The sequence below is a fragment of the Bradyrhizobium sp. P3_C3 genome, from assembly GCF_056402655.1.
Map to the genome: position 1 here is coordinate 66,509 of NZ_JBFUGY010000025.1, position 19,813 is coordinate 86,321.

Annotated in this window: 20 protein-coding genes; 7 read left to right on the forward strand and 13 right to left on the reverse strand. The window is 64.7% G+C overall.

The window, feature by feature from the left end; all coding sequences use genetic code 11:
* Window positions 1-4: 4 nt before the first annotated feature.
* From AC1DW2_RS25990 to blaBJP, 7 genes are all read right to left on the reverse strand, one after another.
* The gene (locus AC1DW2_RS25990) at window positions 5-709 is read right to left on the reverse strand and encodes a hypothetical protein (protein WP_199877126.1); all 705 of its coding nucleotides are present in this window, start codon (window positions 707-709) and stop codon (window positions 5-7) included.
* Between the two features lie 8 nt (window positions 710-717).
* Complete coding sequence (locus AC1DW2_RS25995) at window positions 718-1,242, reverse strand: phage tail protein (protein WP_063981960.1); 525 nt, start codon at window positions 1,240-1,242, stop codon at window positions 718-720.
* A 24-nt stretch (window positions 1,243-1,266) separates the two neighbouring features.
* On the reverse strand, window positions 1,267-2,787 hold the full coding sequence (locus tag AC1DW2_RS26000) for a phage tail sheath family protein (protein WP_063981961.1): 1,521 nt from the start codon (window positions 2,785-2,787) through the stop codon (window positions 1,267-1,269).
* 36 nt (window positions 2,788-2,823) lie between these two features.
* Window positions 2,824-3,192 carry a hypothetical protein gene (locus AC1DW2_RS26005; protein WP_063981962.1) on the reverse strand — a complete coding sequence of 123 codons (369 nt, stop codon included), beginning with the start codon at window positions 3,190-3,192 and terminating at the stop codon, window positions 2,824-2,826.
* Window positions 3,193-3,436: 244 nt separating this feature from the next.
* Window positions 3,437-4,219, reverse strand: a complete 783-nt coding sequence (locus tag AC1DW2_RS26010) for a LuxR C-terminal-related transcriptional regulator (RefSeq protein ID WP_063981963.1) — start codon at window positions 4,217-4,219, stop codon at window positions 3,437-3,439.
* A gap of 245 nt (window positions 4,220-4,464) precedes the next feature.
* A complete protein-coding gene (locus tag AC1DW2_RS26015; RefSeq protein ID WP_477007436.1) occupies window positions 4,465-6,474 on the reverse strand; it encodes a putative bifunctional diguanylate cyclase/phosphodiesterase in 2,010 nt (669 codons plus the stop codon).
* Between the two features lie 335 nt (window positions 6,475-6,809).
* Window positions 6,810-7,694 carry a BJP family subclass B3 metallo-beta-lactamase gene (blaBJP, locus tag AC1DW2_RS26020; RefSeq protein ID WP_063981965.1) on the reverse strand — a complete coding sequence of 295 codons (885 nt, stop codon included), beginning with the start codon at window positions 7,692-7,694 and terminating at the stop codon, window positions 6,810-6,812.
* Window positions 7,695-7,966: 272 nt separating this feature from the next.
* Here blaBJP and AC1DW2_RS26025 point away from each other — a divergent pair, with 272 nt between their 5' ends.
* Window positions 7,967-9,283 carry an alpha/beta hydrolase gene (locus tag AC1DW2_RS26025; RefSeq protein WP_063981966.1) on the forward strand — a complete coding sequence of 439 codons (1,317 nt, stop codon included), beginning with the start codon at window positions 7,967-7,969 and terminating at the stop codon, window positions 9,281-9,283.
* A gap of 19 nt (window positions 9,284-9,302) precedes the next feature.
* Here the strand turns inward: AC1DW2_RS26025 and AC1DW2_RS26030 are convergent, their stop codons facing one another.
* The gene (locus AC1DW2_RS26030) at window positions 9,303-9,581 is read right to left on the reverse strand and encodes a Plug domain-containing protein (protein ID WP_187387984.1); all 279 of its coding nucleotides are present in this window, start codon (window positions 9,579-9,581) and stop codon (window positions 9,303-9,305) included.
* A gap of 63 nt (window positions 9,582-9,644) precedes the next feature.
* A complete protein-coding gene (locus AC1DW2_RS26035; protein ID WP_063981968.1) occupies window positions 9,645-10,997 on the reverse strand; it encodes a hypothetical protein in 1,353 nt (450 codons plus the stop codon).
* A gap of 125 nt (window positions 10,998-11,122) precedes the next feature.
* Here AC1DW2_RS26035 and AC1DW2_RS26040 point away from each other — a divergent pair, with 125 nt between their 5' ends.
* Together AC1DW2_RS26040 and AC1DW2_RS26045 are read left to right on the forward strand one after the other, a co-directional pair.
* On the forward strand, window positions 11,123-11,530 hold the full coding sequence (locus tag AC1DW2_RS26040; protein ID WP_187387985.1) for a hypothetical protein: 408 nt from the start codon (window positions 11,123-11,125) through the stop codon (window positions 11,528-11,530).
* A 179-nt stretch (window positions 11,531-11,709) separates the two neighbouring features.
* Window positions 11,710-12,519, forward strand: a complete 810-nt coding sequence (locus AC1DW2_RS26045) for an ABC transporter substrate-binding protein (protein WP_063981970.1) — start codon at window positions 11,710-11,712, stop codon at window positions 12,517-12,519.
* On the opposite strand, the gene AC1DW2_RS26050 is transcribed toward AC1DW2_RS26045, so the two are convergent.
* The 3 genes from AC1DW2_RS26050 to pstS all read right to left on the reverse strand — a co-directional run bounded on the left by AC1DW2_RS26050 (window position 12,493) and on the right by pstS (window position 14,794).
* Window positions 12,493-13,191 carry an ABC transporter permease gene (locus tag AC1DW2_RS26050; protein WP_063981971.1) on the reverse strand — a complete coding sequence of 233 codons (699 nt, stop codon included), beginning with the start codon at window positions 13,189-13,191 and terminating at the stop codon, window positions 12,493-12,495. The genes AC1DW2_RS26045 and AC1DW2_RS26050 overlap by 27 nt on opposite strands.
* A complete protein-coding gene (arsC, locus tag AC1DW2_RS26055) occupies window positions 13,188-13,556 on the reverse strand; it encodes an arsenate reductase (glutaredoxin) (RefSeq protein ID WP_063981972.1) in 369 nt (122 codons plus the stop codon). The genes AC1DW2_RS26050 and arsC overlap by 4 nt, the downstream gene beginning before the upstream one ends.
* A 182-nt stretch (window positions 13,557-13,738) precedes the next feature.
* Entirely contained in the window at window positions 13,739-14,794 is a 1,056-nt protein-coding gene (pstS, locus tag AC1DW2_RS26060) for a phosphate ABC transporter substrate-binding protein PstS (protein WP_187387986.1), read from the reverse strand.
* A gap of 244 nt (window positions 14,795-15,038) precedes the next feature.
* Here pstS and AC1DW2_RS26065 point away from each other — a divergent pair, with 244 nt between their 5' ends.
* The 4 genes from AC1DW2_RS26065 (at window position 15,039) to AC1DW2_RS26080 (ending at window position 19,313) form a co-directional block, all read left to right on the forward strand.
* Window positions 15,039-15,950 (forward strand): 3-hydroxybutyryl-CoA dehydrogenase, encoded by a 912-nt coding sequence (locus AC1DW2_RS26065; protein WP_354102673.1) that lies wholly within the window; start codon window positions 15,039-15,041, stop codon window positions 15,948-15,950.
* A 135-nt stretch (window positions 15,951-16,085) separates the two neighbouring features.
* Window positions 16,086-16,550 carry a group III truncated hemoglobin gene (locus AC1DW2_RS26070; protein WP_063981973.1) on the forward strand — a complete coding sequence of 155 codons (465 nt, stop codon included), beginning with the start codon at window positions 16,086-16,088 and terminating at the stop codon, window positions 16,548-16,550.
* A 264-nt stretch (window positions 16,551-16,814) separates the two neighbouring features.
* A complete protein-coding gene (locus tag AC1DW2_RS26075; protein WP_063981974.1) occupies window positions 16,815-17,468 on the forward strand; it encodes a QcrA and Rieske domain-containing protein in 654 nt (217 codons plus the stop codon).
* A 117-nt stretch (window positions 17,469-17,585) separates the two neighbouring features.
* Complete coding sequence (locus AC1DW2_RS26080; RefSeq protein ID WP_231142740.1) at window positions 17,586-19,313, forward strand: methanol/ethanol family PQQ-dependent dehydrogenase; 1,728 nt, start codon at window positions 17,586-17,588, stop codon at window positions 19,311-19,313.
* Window positions 19,314-19,534: 221 nt separating this feature from the next.
* On the opposite strand, the gene AC1DW2_RS26085 is transcribed toward AC1DW2_RS26080, so the two are convergent.
* On the reverse strand, window positions 19,535-19,795 hold the full coding sequence (locus AC1DW2_RS26085; RefSeq protein WP_028151274.1) for a hypothetical protein: 261 nt from the start codon (window positions 19,793-19,795) through the stop codon (window positions 19,535-19,537).
* Window positions 19,796-19,813 lie beyond the last annotated feature (18 nt).

The window sequence follows — 19,813 nt, forward strand, 5'->3', positions numbered from 1 at the left end:
CCCGTCATGACGCGCCCGCAAGTTGCAGGTAGGCGGCGCGGCGGGTGTGCGGCAATGCCAGCACCTCGGCTTCGCTCCAGCCATATTCGCGCGCGAGCGCGTCGACTTCGAGCAGGGTACGCTCGGCCGCCGCCTGCACCTCGGCCCAGAGCGCCGGCGCGATGTCGATCACGGCCTGCCAGGCGTGGCCGCAATCGGGGCAGTCGAGCGCAAAACTGAGCACCGCTCCGGGATCGCAACGTTCGAGCTCGGCTTCGACCCTATGCAGGATGTCCTGCGCGGCCGGCGGCGCGTCACCGAGGCAGCGCGCGAGCAACAGTTTTGCCGCGGCGGCGGAATCGCAGGTCGCGGCGAGGCTTGCAAGATCGGAAAGCGTCGGCAGCCGCAGCGCCAGCTCGCGGCCCCCGTTCGTGATACGCGGCGGCACGGCGTCAGCCGGTGGTGCAAGTCCGTCCGCGAGCACTGCGCTGTCCGCCGTGAACTCGCAGTCGGTGTGACAGGTGGGGCAGGCGGCGCGCAGCCGCCACGGCGCGCCGAACAATCGCGTGCGCAAGGCCAGCAGAGCGGCATTGCCTGTGCCGATCGAGTCCGTCGGCGCTGCGCCCGCCGCCGCGAACAAGGCATCGTCGCGCTGGCGCTGCGCGCGGCCGGCGGCCCGGTCCCACATCGCCAGGATGTCCTGCTCGCGTTGTGCGGTGGCGGAGAGCATGAGCGGTCTCAGGCCGGATCGGTGAAAGTGGGCTCGGACGGCTCGGCGACGGCTTGATCGCGCTCCCATCCCTCGTTCTCCAGCTTGATGTGCTGGATCGCCACCGCATTGGCGTTGGCGTCGAGATCGGGTAGCGACTGGTATTCGGAGACCCAGCAGCGGTAGATCTTGTAGGCGAGCGCGAGCTGCCCGGCTTCGTTATAGACCTCGAGGATGATGTCCTTGCGGAAATCCTTCAGCGAGACCTCGGCGCCAAGTCCTGCGCCGAAATGCCAGACCTTGTTGGCCCATTTCTCGAACTCGGTGTCGTGGGTGACACCGCGATCGAGCGTGATCGCCTCGAACTTGCTGCGGCCGGGCGACTTGCGTCCCGTCGAGGGATCACCGCCCTCGCGGTGCTCGACCACCTCGGTGGTGCGTTTCAGCGCCGACACCTTGCTGATGCCGGCGACGTAGCGGCCGTCCCATTTCACGCGGAACTTGAAGTTCTTGTAGGGATCGAAGCGCTGCGGATTGACCGAGAACTGTGCCATTTGCTTGCCTCAGGTGTCTTTGCCTCAGGTTGGAATGTCGCCGGCGATCTGCTGGATCTTGATGACGACGAACTCGGCGGGCTTCAGCGGCGCGAAGCCGACGATGATGTTGACGATGCCGAGATTGATGTCGGCCTGCGTCGTGCTCTCGCGGTCGCATTTGACGAAATAGGCCTCGCGCGGCGAGCGGCCCTGGAACGCGCCCTGCCGGAACAGGCCCTGCAAGAAGGCGCCGATGTTGAGCCTGATCTGCGCCCAGAGCGGTTCGTCATTGGGCTCGAACACCACCCATTGCGTGCCGCGGTAGAGGCTCTCCTCCAGGAACAGCGCCATGCGCCGTACCGGAACGTATTTCCATTCCGAGCCGCGGTCGTTCTGGCCGTGCAGCGTGCGCGCGCCCCAGACCACGTTGCCGTAGACCGGCAGCGTGCGCAGGCAGTTGACGCCGATCGGATTGAGTTGGCCGTTCTCGGCGTCGCTCAAGCTCAACGCGAAGCCGACGCCGCCGTTGACGCTGGCATCGGTGCCGGCCGGCGCCTTCCAGACCCCGCGCGTGGCGTCGGTTCGGGCGTAGACGCCGGCGACGAAGCCGCAAGGTGGAAAGTCGCGCACGACGCCGGATTGCAGTGGATCGGCCTGCATCACCCACGGGTAGTACAGCGCGGAGAAATTGCCGTCCGAGCCGGTCAGGCCGGCCTCGCCGTTGGCGCCGCTCATGTTGGCGACGGTCTCGTTCTGGAGGCTGTCGATGATCAGGAACGCACGGCGGACGTGGCAGCGTTGCTGTAGCTTGGCGAGTGCGCCCTGGGTTGTTGAATTGACGTTGGTGAGGCCGGGCACGCAGACCAGGTTGAAGATGTCGATACGATCGACGATCCCGCCGGTCGCGAACAGCGGATCGATCGCGCTGACGAACGGACCGTCATTGGCGGAGAGGACCGTGCCATCGGCTCCGCCCGCAAGTGGTTTCGTGGCCGGGGTCGGGACCGTCGTTGACGCCGTGGTCAGCTTGTCCATGAAGGCGGAGCGGCCGTTGACGACGCTCGGCGCGTAGCGCGGATCCGCCTTGTTCATCGACAGGTCCTGGAACGTCTCCACGATGTCAGTGCTCGGCGACGGGCCGATGACGTCGAGCCGGAAGCGGGTGCTGTCGTCCGCGCGTAGCGTCAGTCGGACGCTGTAGGAGTTGGCCCACAGACCCGGCGAACTCGCCTCGATACCGAGATCGTTGATCGCGCAGGTCGCGGTCTTCGCGTCGTTGGCGGGCGTTCCCGAATTGAACAGCGCGATCCGCACGACGTAGGCGTCGCTGCCGCCGTTGTCGAAGAATTGGCGCACGGCGTAGCCGAGATTGGCGCGGCGGTCGAGCCCGCCATAGGCGCGCTCATAGTCGGCAAAGCTCGAGATGCGCACGGCACGGTCAACGGGGCCGCGCGGCGCCCAGCCGATGAACAGCGCGATCGACGTCGCCACGCCCGAGATCGAGCGCACGCCGCTGGAGATTTCCTCGATATAGACGCCGGGTTGCAGAAGGGCTGAGGGCATGTCGGCTCCTGTGATTTGGCGGTCCGTCTTCCTTGGTCAGACCGCGGCGATGGTCTTGCCCAGCCGGCGCGCGCGCCGCTGGCGCGGCCTGCGCCTCGGGCCGGGCGGATCCCGAATGGCTTCCGACAGGGATTGCGTCGTGATCTCGGTGATGGCCGTGCGGTGCGGCCGCAGCTCGTAGAGCGCGCCGCTTTCGCCGCTTGCGACGATGGTGACGACCTTCATCCGCGGCCGACTGTGCAGAAGGCTTGCGAGGCTGTCGCGCTCGTCCGGTGCCTTCTGCGCCACCACGAGAACGTCGGCCCGGGTGCGGCGTGCCTCCGCCGCCAGATTGGCGTCGTCACTCGTCCCGACTATGGACAACGCCGGATCTTTCGCGACGACATGCTCGAGAAGATCGGTCATCAGCCTCGGAAATCCCGCAATGAGGATGCGTCTCTGTCGCAATGGCCACCTTTGCGGTGAGCCTTGCACAAGGCGCGACGGCGCGACTGAGCCAAAAGGTCTAGCGAGGATGGAGCTGATGGTCCGGACCATGCCCGCGGTGGTGAGACCGCGATGACGCAAACGGGCGCGCGCTTCACCGCGACATGGCGGCTTCGCGCGCGATGCCGGCCCGTGCCGGCTCGGAGGATCTAGGCCGAAAGGTCTAGCGGGTCTGGATCCGCGACGATGCAGGCGCGGGCGCGCCGTTCGCGTGCAGATGCTTGCTGATCTCGCCGCGCCGGCGAATCTGCAATTTGCTGAGCACGTTGTGCATGTGGTTCTTCACCGTCGAATTGCGGATCCGCAAGGCTCGTGCGATCTCTTTGTTCGACAGCCCTTCGCCGACGAAGCGAATGATCTCGTGCTCGCGTGGTGTCAGCGTGTCGACGCCGGCGGCCGGCGCTCGCGTGACGGTCCGCGCGGAGAGCAGCGCGAGCCGGCCGAACAGGGCGGCGGCGACTTTGGGTGAGCACACGAGCTCGTCGCGCATCGCGTTACGGACGGCGGCGACGACGTCGCTGATCGAACCCTCGCGCAGCACGAAGCCGGACACGCCGGCCTCTGCGCAGGCCAGGATGTCCTGCTCGGCCTCGGCGACCGCAATGGCGACGACCTTCAACGCCGGCGTCAGCGCGCGGCAGGCTGCCGATTGCTGCAAGCCCTGCGGCGTCGCTATGTCGACCAGCAGCACCTGCGCGCCGCTGTCGACGACTTGCTCAGGCAGGGTCGCAAGATCGCCGTGTCCGGCGATGCGTAAGCATTCCTGCCGGGCCAGGCAGGAACTGAGGCCTTCGCAGAGCAGGCGCACATCGCTGAGGATGAAGAGGCTGATGGGTATGAGGCTGCCGCCGTCCGGCTCGGCGGGCGGCGGTGATGCATGCGAAGCGGTGAGGTGGGAATGCGGCGGGGCGTGGCGCCCTGCCGAAAATGACGCATTGGACGACATGCCTGCCTCCCGATTGCCAACTCACAACCGTGTTTGCCGCCGCGCCCAGTTGAAGGCCACCAAGATCAAAAAGTTGTATATTAAATATCTTTCCCCTTGAAATTGAGTATCGCGCGTTTTGGCGTCGCTGACAAGCACCGACACGGCATCCCGGCATGTCGGGGGCGTTTCGACGCATGTGAAGCGGACGATTGACAGGCAGCAATTTAATTTATCAGCGCTACGCGTGCGTAGAGATCTGGACTTCAGGCCACGATCTTGGCGCCGGCGTCGCCGAGACGCTGGCGTTCCTTTGCGAGATAGTCGCCGATCGCATCGCCCGACATCGGCTTTGCGAAGTAGTAGCCCTGGATGAAGTCGCATCCCAGGCGGCGCAGGCTGTCGAGCTGGGCGCGGGTTTCGACGCCCTCGGCGACGCAGGCGATCTCCATGTCGTCGCACAGGCCGGCGAGAGACTTGATGATCTTGTGACTCACCGGATTTTCGTTGATGTCGGCGACGAAGCTGCGGTCGATCTTGATCTTGTCGAGCGGCAGCCGATGCACGTGGCTCAGCGAGGAATAGCCGGTGCCGAAATCGTCCAGTGAAATGCCGCAGCCCATTGCCTTCAGCGTCGCGATCGACTGCTGCGCGCGCACGAAGTCGAAGGTGACGGCGGTCTCGGTGATCTCGAAGTCGATCCGGTGCGGCGGCAACCCGCTTCTCTCGATGATCGAGATCAGCGGCAGAATGCCCTCGGCTGCGCAGACATCGTGAGCGGAGAGGTTGAACGACAGGCGGATGTGGTCGGGCCAGGTCCTTGCCGTCGCGAGCGCGCGGACCAGCAGCGCCTGCGTCAGCGGCCGGATCAGGCCGATGCGCTCTGCGGCCGGAATGAAGTCGGCCGGCGAGACTAGGCCGAGGCGGGAGCTGCGCCAGCGCGCCAGGACTTCGAAGCCGGCGGTGTGCTCGCTCATCGCGTCCACGATCGGCTGGAACACCAGGTCCATCTCGGTGCTGAAATCGGCGGTGCGGAGCAAGTTCTCGATGACGCCGCGGCTGCGGATCTCGGCCTCGAGCTCGCTCGAGAAGATCACGGTGCGGCCGCGCAGATGGCGCTTGGCGTGATAGAGCGAGTAGTCGGCGCATTCATAGAGAGCTTCGGCGCTGGTCGCCGAGCTTGGGAACAGCGCGAAGCCGATCGAGCAGGACAGCCCGGTATGGGCGGTGTCGAGCTGGTAGGGCAGCTTGACCTGTTCGCCGATGCGCTGGCCGAGCCGCATCAAATCGTCATCTTCAGGATCGCCGCACACCACGAGGCCGAACTCGTCGCCGCCGAGCCGGGCAAATTCCACTCGCTGCGGGCCGAAGCCTTCGCAAACTTCGCGGATGCGGCGCCCGGCTTCGATCAGGACGCGATCGCCGACCGAGTGGCCGTAATTGTCGTTGATCGGCTTGAAGCCGTCGAGATCGATGATCCCCACCGCGACGCGAACGCGCCTGCGCTCGGCGTCGGTAAAGGCGCTCGACAGCTCGGCGAAGAAGCGGCGGCGGTTCGGCAGCTCGGTGAGGGAMTCGAGATTGGCGAGGCGGAAGTTCTCGTCCGAGAGCGCTTGCGTCGCCGCCTGCTGCGCCAGCAGCGATTTGCGGCTCGAGACGAGATCGGCGAAGTCGCGATAGTAGATGAACAGCACCGTCACCATCGCGCCGGAGACGAGAAGGTTGTTGACCGCGATCGCCTTCAGCGTCGGTTCGCCGGTGGCCCAGAAGAACAGCACATAGGGAACGTCGACGACGAGCGTCACGATCAGCGCCGCGGAACGCAGATGCATCAGCGAAAAGATGCAGCCGATCACGGTCACCGCCATGTAGAAGGCGACCTGGCTCTTGGCGAAGGCATCGCCGTAAGGGTACAGCGCAAAGGACCATGCGGTGAAGCCGGCGCCGATCGGCAATGTCATCCAGTTGGTGGCGCGCAGATTGCGCAGGATATCGGCATCGCTGCGCACGAGGTGCCGCTGGCGTAGCCACCAGAAGGTCCGAAGCGCGGCGAGCACGGTGAGCACGCTCGGCACGATCATCGTCAGCCAGTCCGGCGCCACGTTGACATAGGTATAGGCAACCGCGATCGTGTTGCTCATCAGGATGAAATAGAGCAGCGGGATCTGCTTCGAGAAGGCGTCGAACTGCGCGCGCGTCAGGTCCGGGTTGTCGGCCGGCACGCGAAACAGCCGCATCGCAGCGGCGAGCTGAGACTTCAAATTGACGACAGGCATTGCAATACGCGCCCCGGATCCCTTCAAAACGGCGGCGATCTTGCACGACGGGGGTAAAGGTCGCGTTAGGTGGGGCTGCACGAAAAGCCAGCGCAGGTTGCGCGCGGCCACGGGATTTTCCAGCCGCGTGCATTGGTGAGACCGTGTTAAGGATATCCGGCGGCCGAGGCGCGTGTCTCAGGCACACCTTGCCCGCAGCCACCCGCAGCTACGATCCGCTAACCATGCGAGACCTTGGCTTTCACATCGGCGACGGCGCATGGCCGCGCGGTCAGCCGACGCACGTGCTTCACCTCTCCCCGCGGAAGGAGAGGTGAAGAGAGGACAAATGGCCGTTATTTCTTCTCCAACGCCGCCGTCTGCTTGGTGAGTTGCTTGTCGAAATCCTCCGACAGGCTGGTTGCGTAGGTTGCGAGCTCGTCCGGCTTGACGAACGGGTTCGGTGCGCCGTCCTTCATCTCCGCACGCTTGGCCTGCATGCCATAGACTTCCGGATGCGGTCCGAGCAGCACGTCGATCTTCATCGCCTTGGCCTTGGCGAAGGTCGCGCGGTAATCATCAACGATGCCGGCATAGGTCGGCTGGCCGACCAGCCGGTTCAGCGCCACCGTGCCGCTGCAGAAGAACAGCACCTCGCGGTCCTGGCCACCGTCCTTGACGGTCATCTCCCAGCTCGTACAGCCCGGCGAGTGGCCGGGCGTTGCATGCGCCGTCAGCGTGGTGTCGCCGAGCGTGACCTTGTCGCCTTCCTTCACCGCGCGGTCGACCTTCACCGCCGGAAAGGCGAGGTCCTCGTTCTTCTCGTCGCCTGGATAGTAGCCGCCTTCGAGCAGCGGTTTGTCGCGCTCACCGGCAACGAGCTGCGCGCCGGTCTCCTTCTTGATCTCGGCGAAGCCGCCGGTGTGGTCGAGATGCGCATGCGTGTTGAGGATGATCTTGATGTCCGCGACCTTGAGGCCGAGCTTCGCGATGTGCTCCTCGATCATGCCGGTCGACTGGGGCATCGCCGTGTCCATCAGGATCAGGCCCTGCGATGTCTTGATGACATAAACGGCAATGCCGTCGGTTCCGACATAATAGATGTTGCCGATCAGCTGGAACGGATCGAATGGCGCCGTCCATTTCTGCATGACCGCTGTCAGGAAATCCTTGATGGTCTGCGCCTGTGCGCCGGTTGCGAGGAACGCCAGCGCACATAGCGTGGCCGCGAGCTTCTTCATAGGTTGCCTCCCGAAGTGTTCTTGTTCATTTTGACCGTGCGCGCCTTTTGCTTGGCACGGCGCGGTGCGCAAGCAACGTCGCGCGAGCTGCGGCAGCAACGGCCTCGTATCCGGAAATATTCATGGGCATGCACGGAATAACGGTCGCCGTTCGGTTTGAGCATGGCGGCTATCGCTGGAATGCGGCCGCTTGCTGTTTGACCGCGCGCAGGCGGCCCGCCATACTTTGCGTCAAGGCGAGCCAGAAAGACTTGTCGGCACCGGGAGCTGAAATGACCAATTCATTCTCCGTCCTCGCAGGGACGCTGATTTCCCTCGTCTGCTTCACTTCAATTGCACTGTCGCAGCCGGCCTGCGTCACCCAGAACATGGCCGTGCCGCCCGGGGCCAACACCACCGATAAGGCGGCACGGTTCTTCATCGACACGACGGGCCTCGACTTCAAGACGGCGCCGCCGACGCGCGATCCCTCGAACCCCAACTATCCGCGCGCGACCGAGCTACCCGACGGAACGCTGCCGCCGTCCGGCGCCGAGGGCAATTTCATCATCGGGCCCACCCACAATCCCGCGCCGGAGACGATTGCGAAGGAAGGCGTGCCACGCGGCACGACAAAATCCTTCACGCTGACGTCGAAGGACAGCACGATCTACAATCCCGGCCTGATCCGCGACGACGTCGCCGGCTGCACCAATTCCTCGATCATGACGACCGTCACCGCGCCGGATGACAAGTCGCACATGATCGTCACCACCAGCCATCCTGGAATCTGGTCGCGCACGATCGACGTCTACGTGCCGGCGCAATATGTGCGCGGCACCGAGGCGCCGTTCATCGTGGTCGGCGACGGCGGCTCCAACGCCTACAAGGACCTCGCCACGACGCTCGATAATCTGATCGCGCAGCGCCGCGTGCCACCGATGATCGCGATCCAGATCGGCAACGGCGGCCAGGACGCGCAGGGCAGCCAGCGCGGCCGCGAATACGATGCGGTGTCAGGCGACTATGCGCAATTCGTCGAGCGCGAGGTGCTGCCGCTGGTCGAGAAGAACGCCGACGTCAAGTTGACCAAAAACCCCGACGGGCGCGCGACCATGGGCCTGAGCTCGAGCGGTGTGGCGGCCTTCACCATGGCGTGGTTCTATCCCGATCTCTATCGCCGCGTGCTGGCGTTCTCGCCGACGATGGTCAACCAGCAATGGCCGCACGATCCGTCGCTGCGTGGCGGCGCCTGGGAATATCACAGCGCATGGACGGGGCCGGCCGGTCCCAACCTCATATCAAAGGCCGGCGTGCTCACGCCGGCCGAGCCGCCCGGCGTGCCGCTGATCGTCGCCGCGCCGGCGAAGCCGATCCGCTTCTGGTTCTTCGGCGGCGACCAGGACCTGTTCTATCCGAACCCCACCATTCCCGACGGCATGCACGACTGGACCCTGTCGAACGCGCTGATGGCGAAGGTGCTGGCGGAGAAGGGCTACCACTACCAGTTCCTGTTCGTGCGCAACGCCAAACATGTCGACCGGCCGACGATCGCGCAAACGCTGCCGTCGGCGCTGGAGTGGGTCTGGAAGGGCTATCCGATCCCCTGAACGCGAAGTCGCGCGAAATCTAGCGGCCAATCCCTATCGTCACGCCGGCGGTCGAGCGCATGGCGTCCCGGAGGGTCGTCGCGTTCATGTCGTCAAGGATCTGACGTGTCAGCACGGTGGTCTGGCCGGGCGTGTTGAGGATCGTCTCGCCGCGCGAGGTCGAGAGCCGGTCGGCCTTGTAGGGCGCGGCCCGATCGGTGGCGGGCGCATGGTGCGGGCGTTTACCGGACGCCGCAAAGGCCCCTTGCGAGATGCAGAGGGCGGCGATCACGATCAGGCGCAATGATCTTGCGGGCATGCGGCCTCCCATGTCCAAGCCGTCAGCCTAGCATATGGCGGGCATGGTCGCAGAGGACAAGGGTCAGGCGAGAGCGGCCCGGCGCTCCCGTACCGGTTCGCGGGGCCGGTCGGGGTTACGCGGCTCGGCGAGCCGGGTAAAGCTGCGCTGACCCGCCGACGCGGGCGCCTCGACGACGACGCCCTCGCAGACGATCTGCCCGTCCAGCATCCTGAATTCGAGCTTGTCGTAGCGTGGCATGGTCTCGCCGGGCGCGGGCGGCAGCAGCTCGACGCGGCCCTGGATGTTCAGCGTGGCGTCGCCGGCGCCGTGAAGCCGCGGATTCCACATCCTGATCCCGGTCTCCGTCCAGCGCTGCCGGATCAACGTGGCGCGGTCGACGGGTTCCACGACCTTTGCGCGCGTCTTCGGAGCGCTGGGGATCACCGGAGCGGGAGACTCGAGGACCGGCTCCGGCGCGACATGCGTGACGGCGCTCGCTGTGTCGGCGGAGGGACCCTCCGTTGCGATCGGGGCGGGATCGTTGGCCGGGACCGGCTCGATCTCCATTGCGACGACAGAGATGGCAACGCTGTCGATGCTGTTCCCGGAGACCTCCCCCGCCGAGACGTCGCTGTCCGCAAGCGCGACACACGTGTCCTCCACGACAGTCGGCTCCACATCAGCGACGTCGGAGGAGGTATCGTCGTTGACGGCGAGAACGGGGGCATCAACCGGAGCGGTCTCGATGTCGATAGACGAGACCGGCGTCTCCTCTGCGACGACGAGCTCCACCTCGGCCGAGAGGTCGGGAGATGGATCGCTGCCGATGACGGGCTCGGAAACGTTGGCCTGCCGGCTCTCGGCCTCGACAGGCGACAGCCGCGCCTCTTCAACGATGACGGGTTCAACGATCTCCGGAAGTTCCACAGGTGGGTCGCTGATGACGAGCTCGGGTGCACCGACCGGCTCACTCTCGATCTCGACAACCGGGACCGGTGTCTCTTCTACGACAACGGGTGCGACGCTGGTCTCAAGCTCCGCGGGCGGATCGCTGCTGACGAGCACAACGGCCTCGCTCTCCACCTCGACTGATGAGACCGAAACCTCTTCGACGACGATCGACTCGACCTCTGTCGGCGCTTCCAAGGATGAATCATCGGCGACGCTGATATCAGTTGACGCTGCGGACGGGCTCTCCGGGATGACAGAGATAGCGGCGCCATCTTCGGCGACCGGAGCCGCAACGGTGATCTCGGTGTCACTGGGCTGCGGGTTGGTGCTGATGCCGTCGGGAGCCGGAACGGCTTCTGCGATGTTGGCGACGATTGCGGGCGAATCGCTTGCCGCGATCGGCGCGACATCGATGCTGCCGCCGTGAGGCAAGGGCCTAAGCCGGGTGAACGCCCATTTCACCGCGGGAATGCGGCGCAGCAACGATATCAGTCTCGAAAGCACAGGGAGTTGTCCAAGAGGTACTCGGCGTGAAGCAATCGCTGATTCGCCAGCAATGCAAAAAACTGCCCCGGCCGTCACATCGATGTCAATGTAGGTGGGACCAATTGCAGAACATCCGTGCGTCCACCGCGCGGGAAAGGGCAACGCGACTGCCGTGTCGGATGCGACAATGCACCACCGCCGGGTTGCGAGCGGTCGCGCCTAGGATGGGCGGGACAGCAACGCAAAGCACGCGCATGTCCGATCCTCCCGACGACAGGATCGTTCCGATCCGCTCGTTGCAAGGCGCCCGGCTCGACGAGCGCTTTGACGCAACGCTTGCGGACCTCGAGGCGCGCCGCGATGAGCTCGTGCAAATCATCTCGCGTCTCACCGACGGCTTGAGCGTGATCGATCAGGCCGCCGCTGGCGGATCAGCCCAGTCGGCGCGCGATCTGCTCGATCTGCTGGCCACGGTCAAAGCCCAGCTGAACGAGGTGACGGCCATCATCGAAAAGCTGCGGTCGTCCTGAAGCTCCGGCGACAAGCTTTGGGTTGCCTGGCAAGAGCAGTGGATGAAGGAGCCGGACCCGCAGGGCTACCGCAACGTCATGCGGTACTGCCCCGGCCGTTGATCCTGCGCCGAACGTCGGACTTCCCTGCGCCATCCTTCCCGCCTAAGTTCAAACGTCTGGGGAGTGAGGACAACGCAATGAGAAAGCTTGCCGCCATCGCAGCGGTTCTGTTCTGGTCGACATGCGCATTCGCGCAGGATCGCACCATCACCGTGGCCTCGACGACGTCGACGGAACAGTCGGGCCTGTTTGGTTACCTGCTGCCGTTGTTCTCGAAGGCGGAGGGCATCGAGGTGAAGGTCGTTGCCGTCGGCACCGGCCAGGCGCTCGATATCGGGCGGCGCGGCGACGCCGACGTGGTGTTCGTGCATGACAGGCCGGCCGAGGACAAGTTCATGTCCGAGGGGCAGGGCGTGAAGCGCTTCGATGTCATGTACAATGACTTCATCATCGTTGGTCCGAAGAGCGATCCCGCAAAGATCGCCGGCGGCAAGGACGTCACGGATGCGCTGCGCAAGATCGCGGCGGCAAAGGCAACCTTCATTTCGCGCGGCGACAAGTCCGGCACGCATGCGGCCGAGCTGAGATTGTGGAAGGAGGCGGGCGTCGATATCGGCGGCGGCAAGGACAGCTGGTATCGCGAGATCGGCCAGGGCATGGGTCCGGCGCTGAACATGGCCTCGTCGTCGAACGCCTATCTCCTGTCGGACCGTGGCACCTGGCTGTCGTTCAAGAACCGGGGCGAGCTTGCCGTCCTGACCGAGGGCGACAAGCGGCTGTTCAACCAGTATGGCGTCATGCTGGTGAATCCGGCGACGCATGCGAACGTGAAGGCGAAGGACGGACAGGCCTTCATCGACTGGCTGGTCTCGCCGAAGGGGCAGGATGCGATCGCCGGCTACAAGGTCGGCGGCGAGCAGCTATTTTTCCCCAACGCGTCCCACTAGCAGGAAGGCGACGGTCGACACCGCCACGCTGAGCGCGAGCAGGATCAGCCCGAGCCCGAGTGCCAGCGGCAGGTCGCCCTTGCTGGTCTCCAGTGCGATCGCCGTCGTCATCGTGCGCGTGAAGCCGCGGATGTTGCCACCGACGATGATGATGGCGCCGACCTCGGCGATCGCGCGTCCGAAAGCCGCGAGAAAGGCCGTCAGCAGCGACGTTCGGCCGAGCGCGAACAGCAAGCCGATGCTGCGCAGTATCGATAGTCCGTCGATCCGCGCGAGGTCGCCATACTCGGCCCAGAGCAGGCTTGCCGGCCGGTGCACCAGCGCGACCACGATCGGGGTCGCGAGCAGGGTCTGCGCGATCACCATGGCGGTCGGCGTGAACAACAGTCCGGCTGCTCCGAGCGGGCCGGACCGCGACAGCAGAAGATAGAGCGCAAGCCCGACCACGACCGGCGGAAGGCCGAGCAACGCATTGGTCAATACGATGACGACCTGTCGCCCGCGGAATCGGGTGATCGCGAGCAGGGCCCCGAAGGGCGCGCCGATCAGCAGCGCGACGATGCCGGCGGTGAGGCTGACACGAACCGACAGCGCGACGATGCCGAGCAGCTCGGCGTCGGCCTCGCCGATCAGCGTGAGCGCGGCGCCGATGGATCGCGCGAAATCGTTCATCCGGCCGGACGCTGTTGCGCCGGCAGGAGATCAAGCACCAGATCCGAAGGGCGGCAAAGCCTGACGCCGTTCGGGGTCACCACGATCGGCCTGTTGATCAGGATCGGATGTACCATCATCGCTTCGAGCCGCTGGTCATCCGCCAGTGCCGGGTTGTCGAGCCCGAGCTCCGTATCGGGCGCCGCCTTTTCGCGGACCGCCTCGCGCACCGAAATCCCCATGCGCGCGAGCTGCTGCAACAAGGTACGCGAAGGTGGCGTCTTCAAATATTCGACCGCGTGCGGCTCGATGCCGGCACTCCTGATTGTGGCAAGCGCGCTGCGCGACGTGCCGCAATCGGGATTGTGGTAGATGATCACGTCCATTCGAAAGCCCCCGGGCCTGGACCTTCGCGCGTTCTCGCCGCTGCGAGCCGGCAACAGGCCTTCCGCGGGACTAAATCACGATTCACGGCGAGATTTCCAGAAGGATCGCGGTCGCGTGGCTGGCACTGGGAACGTGGATGCCCGGGACAGGCCCGGGCATGACGGCCGCTCGTTTCCAAGCTTCAGCGCTTGACGTTAGCCGAGGCCGAGACCGTGGGGTTTGTCTCGATGCTCTGCTGCCAATAGCGTTCGATCTGGTTGACCAGGGCAGGCGGAAGCGGCACGTAATTGAGCGTCTCGGCCTGGGCCTTTCCGTTCTCCAACGACCAGCGGATGAAGTCGATGGCCGCTGCCGATCGTTCCTCGGATTTCGGCGCCTTCGGCATCAGTACGAACGTCGTGGCCGTGATCGGGTAGGCGTCTTCGCCGGGCGCGTTGGTGAGCACGAGGTGGAAATCCTTCTCCGCCTTCCAGTCCGCACTCGAGGCCGCTGCCTGGAACGATGCGGCGTCGGGGACGACGAAATTTCCGGCGCTGTTCTGCACGACGCCAAATGAGATTCTATCTAGCCGTTGCAGCGCGTAAGTGTATTCGAGATAGCCGATCGAACCGGGCACGAGGCTGACGAGCGAGGCGACGCCGTCATTGCCCTTGCCGCCGAGACCAAGTGGCCACTCGACCGAGGTGCCTTCGCCCACGCTCGTCTTCCACTGCGTGCTGACCTTCGAGAGGTAGTTCGACCAGTTGAACGTCGTGCCGGATCCGTCGATGCGATGAACCACCGTGATCGCAGTGTTCGGCAGCCTGATGTCGGGGTTGATCGCGCGAATGGCCGGATCGTTCCATGATTTCAGCTTGCCGAGATAGATGTCGGCGAGCATCTGGCCGGTGAAGCGGATCTGGCCGGGTTTGACTCCATCGATATTGACGACCGGTACGACGCCCCCGATCACGATCGGGAATTGCATCATGCCGAGCCTCTCCAGTTCCTTGGGATCAAACGGCATGTCGCTTGCGCCGAAGTCGACGGCCTCTTTCTTGATCAGGCCGACGCCGATGCTCGAGCCGACCGCCTGATAGCTGACGGTGTTGCCGGTCTTCGTCTTGTATGCGTCGATCCATTTCGCCATCACGGGCGAAACGAAGGTTGAGCCGGCTCCCTTGGTCTCGGCCGCCAGGCTTTGCGTGGCGACGAGCAGAGCGGTGAAGAGTACGGGGAGAGTTAGGTGCTTCATCATAGGGCCGAGCCTAGCAGGCCGGGCGCGAGGCAGATGTGGCCTGTGTCACAAAGACGTCTTGGCCAGCTGCTCGCTGGCGCGCCCCTCGCCCCCTGCAGCGGCCGGGCAAAATGCGAACAAATCAGCTCGCCGGGGCATCAAATCGCACCTCTCCGCGGCGGAAGAGCGGCTTTATTCCCGCCCGGGATGCTTTAAGGAGAGGCAGGATCAGGTCGCACCCGCCCGGTGGCGGTGCTAGACCCTGATGCAGGAACAATGGGGCCGGGCCGTCTGGCACGCCCGCAAGGATGAAGGATACGAGGCAATGATCAACACGGTTGGCATCATCGGGGCAGGGACCATGGGGAACGGCATCGCGCAGATTTGTGCCGCGGCCGGGCTCTCGGTCGTGATGGTCGACATCTCCGATGCGGCGGTGAACCGCGGGCTGTCGACCGTCGGCGGTAGCCTCGAGCGCCTGGTCAAGAAGGAGAAGATGTCGGCTGCCGATCGCGAGGCGGCTCTCAAGCGCATCACCGGCACCACCGATCGCGCGAAGCTCGCCGATTGCGACCTCGTTATCGAGGCCGCGACCGAGAACGAGGAGCTCAAGGTCAAGATCCTGAAGGACCTCTGCGCCACGCTGTCGCCGCGCACGCTGCTCGCGACCAACACCTCCTCGATCTCGATCACGAAGCTTGCCGCCGCAACCGATCGTCCCGATCGCTTCATCGGCATGCACTTCTTCAACCCGGCGCCGGTGATGGCGCTGCTGGAACTCATCCGCGGCCTGCAGACCTCCGACGACACCCACGCCAAGGCGCTGGATTTCGCCAAGCGGGTCGGCAAGGTGGCGATCACGGCCAAGAACAGCCCCGGCTTCGCCGTCAATCGCATCCTGTGCCCGATGATCAACGAGGCGATCTTTGCGCTCCAGGAAGGGATCGCGACCGCCGAGGAGATCGATGCCGGCATGAAGCTCGGCTGCAACCATCCGATCGGGCCGCTGGCGCTCGCCGATCTCGTCGGGCTCGACACCATGCTCTCGGTGATGGAGGTCTTCTATAAGGGCTTCAATGACCCCAAATATCGTCCGGCCCCCTTGCTCAAGGAAATGGTCGATGCCGGCCATCTCGGCCGCAAGACCGGCCAGGGCTTCTACACTTACGGTGCCTGATGGCGCCGGCGGCGGGTGCCCAGCATCCGCCGCCCGATCCCCGCAATTTGCGCTGCGACAAAGACGCCGCGCGCAATTGGCCCGACAATGTCGAACGGGCGGCCCGCGGGAACAAATGAACGGATAACGAAGGACATGTCGGATCGACTGAAGGCCGAGCGCGAGGCGGCGGCCGCGCGGCGGAACCTGCTGACCCAGGATGCGATCGAGCGCACCGGGATCACCGAGGAGATGATCGGGGAGCTCGTCACCCGCTTCTACGGACGCGTGCGCGAGGATGCGCTGCTGGGGCCGGTCTTTGCGATCGTGCAGAATTGGGACGAGCATCTCGCCAAACTCAAGGATTTCTGGTCGTCGGTCGTGCTGATGAGCGGCCGCTACCATGGTTCGCCGATGCGGGCGCATGTGCCGCTCAGCCTGGTCGGCGATCATTTCGACCGCTGGCTCGATCTGTTCGAGCAGACCGCGCGCGAGGTCTGTCCGCCGCCGGCGGCCGCGCTCTTCATCGACAAGGCGCGACGCATCGCCGACAGTTTTGAGATGGCGTCGGCGACCATCGCCGGCCGTATCGCTGCGCCGCGTCACGTGCTCCGGTCCTGACGACAGCAAATCTGCCTGTAAAACGTGCAGTTGTGTCGCTCTGAGGTTGCGCTGCGCGGCTAATAACGCGTTGCACCAATTCCCGCATCATCGGTCTGATCTGCAAAATCATCATGCCGATCGCGCGACGCGACGTTGCAATTGCAAATATGCGCTGGAACGCATTCATTTGCGTTCAACCAAAGCGAGCAAAGACATATTGATGCGCTGCGGCGCCAACTCTCCGCCTTTTTTTCGGCAGAGTTCCAGCGCCTGCTAACGTGCATGTCGCGCGCATCATTCAACACCACTCCCTCATCGTCCGAGAGCACCGCGGAGTCTGAAGTCGACGCGGGTACAGAACAGACGCGGCGAACGCTGCTGCTTGGCGCGCTCGCCACGACCGCCTGCCTTGGTTGTTCCACGCAGACGCGCGCGGGCGAGGATCCGCCAGGCTCCGATGAACGTCCGCAGAAGGGTGATCTGCTCGTCTTCTCCGAAGGCGACCAGGAGGGAAAGCTCATCACTGCGGCCGATCTCCCGGCCGGTGGACCGCCGGTCCATGCGTGGCCGAAGGATCCCAACACATCGGTGGTGCGCAGCGCATCGCGCCTCAACGAAATCCTGATCATCCGGCTCGATCCCGCCGAGCTCGACGAGAAGACCCGCGCGCGGGCCGTCGATGGCATCCTGGCCTATTCGGCGATCTGCTCGCATGCAGGCTGTCCCGTCACTGCCTGGGTCAAGAGCGATGTCGGCGACAAGGACGTGTTCAAGTGCATGTGTCACAACTCCGAATACGATCCCCGCGAGGGCGCGCAGGTCGTGTTCGGACCGGCGCCGCGGCGGCTTGCCGCGCTGCCGCTCGCGCTCGCTGACGGTTCGCTCAGCGTCGCCGGCAACTTCATCGGAAAGGTAGGTGGCGTGCAGCCAGGATGACGGACGGTGCGGGTTGTGCCCGCGTCACGAGAGGCCGCATCCGCCGATGGGCGGACGACGGGACGAACGACAAGAATGCAAAACAAGAATTCAAACGGATGAAAAAGGGGAACGTTCATGACCAGGAAGCAATGGTTACTGTCCGGCTTCGTCGCCTTCACGTGCCTTGTCTCGACCGTCGCCGTCGCCGGCCCGATCGAGAACTACGCGCCGGTCACCCAGCAGCGGCTGGAAAATCCGGAACCCGGCAACTGGATGCTCTATCGGCGCACCTATGACGGACAGGGCTACAGCCCGCTCGACCAGATCAACACCTCGAACGTCAAGAATCTCACACCGGTCTGGACCTTTGCCACCGGCGTGGTCGAAGGCCACGAGGCGCCGCCGATCGTCAACAATGGCGTGATGTTCGTAACGACCCCGATGGGGCAGGTGATCGCGCTGAACGCGAAGACCGGCGACGAATATTGGCGCTACAAGCGGCAGCTTCCCGACGACCTCTTTCAGCTGCATCCGACCAACCGCGGCGTCGGTCTCTGGGAGGACAAGCTTTATCTCGCCACCACCGACGACCATGTCGTCGCGCTCGACGCCAAGACCGGCAAGGTGGTGTGGGACACCAAGGTGCAGGACTACAAGAAGGGCCAGTACATGACCCTGATGCCGCTTGTCGTCGAGGGCAAGGTCATCGTCGGAGGCTCCGGCGGTGAACTCGGCGTGCGCGGTTACGTCGCCGCATACGATGCCAAGGACGGCAAGGAGTTGTGGCGCACCTTCACCATCCCCGGCGAGGGCGAGCCCGGTCACGATACCTGGCAGGGCGACGACTGGAAGACCGGCGGTGGCTCCGCCTGGATGACCGGCAATTACGACAAGGACACCAAGACGATCTATTGGGGCGTCGGTAACGCCGCGCCATGGCCTGGCGAGACGCATCCCGGCGACAATCTCTACACCTCCTCGGTGCTCGCGCTCGATCCCAGCAATGGGAAGATCAAGACCTACCACCAGTACCACCAGAACGATTCCTGGGACTGGGACGAGGTCGAAGCACCGATCCTGGTCGACCTGCAACGCGACGGTCGCACCATCAAGAGCCTGATCCATCCGGGCCGCGACGCGATCTTCTGGGTGCTCGAGCGCACCCCGACCAAGATCAACTACGTCGCAGGCTGGCCCTTCGTCGCGACCGATGTCTGGAAGGGCATCGACGCCGAGAGCGGCAAGCCGATCGTCGATCCTGCGCACAAGCCGGTCATCGGCAAGCGGGTCGAGTTCTGTCCGTCGCTGTGGGGTGGCAAGGACTGGCCGTCGGCGGCCTACAGCCAGAGGACCGGCCTCGTCTACGTGCCCGCCAACGAGAATTTCTGCGGCGGCTTCACCGGAGAGAAGGTTCCGCTCAAGGCGGGCGAACTCTGGCTCGGCACCAAGCCGGAGGACATCGGCCTAACGACGAAGCCCGGCGCCGATCATTTCGGCGAACTCCAGGCTTGGGATCCCGCCACCGGCAAGAAGGTGTGGCAGCACAATTTCCCGAAATCGCAGTTGTTCGGTTCGGTAACGGCGACGGCAGGCGATCTCGTCTTCGTCGGCGGCACCAACGACCGCAACTTCCGCGCCTTCCACGCCAAGACCGGCGAACTCTTGTGGGAGCAGAAGACCAACTCCGGCATCATGGGCATGCCGGTGTCCTATGAGATCGACGGCACGCAATACATCTCGATCCAGTCGGGGTGGGGCGTGGACGCGCAACGCATCCAGGATGCGCTCGCGACCAACAATATCGGCATCGAATCCAATGTGCCGCAGGGCGGCGTGATCTGGGTGTTCGCGCTGAAGAAATAAGCTCCGCGGGCGAATCGAAGGAAGCGGAGCGTCAGGGGGCAAATGCGGCGGACGGCAACGTCCGCCGCATTTTGCGTGTGCGGTGCTCGCGCCACGAACCCGTCATGCCCGGGCTTGTCCCGGGCATCCACGTTCTTCGTGCCGCGGCAGAGGTCGTGGATGGCCGGGACAAGCCCGGCCATGACGGCGAGCGGCGGTTTGTGGGCGCAGGCGCTGGACCGCTACTTCCCCTGCCGATCAACCTTGTCCTTTTCCTTCTGGTTCATCTCCTGAACCTTCGGATCGGAGCTGGTCTGCCCGGTGGTCTGTGTGGTCGAAGGCGGCGGGGCTCCGGCGTTGGGAAGCGAGTTCTGCTCCGGCGCGGTGGGGCGCGTGGCGGTGGTCGGCGGGGTGGTGTTGCTTTGAGCGAACGCAGCCGTGGTCGTCATGAAAAAGGCGCCCGACAGCAACGAGACTGCGAGCGCCTTTGAGATGTTGGTCATCGATCTGCTCCTGTCAGA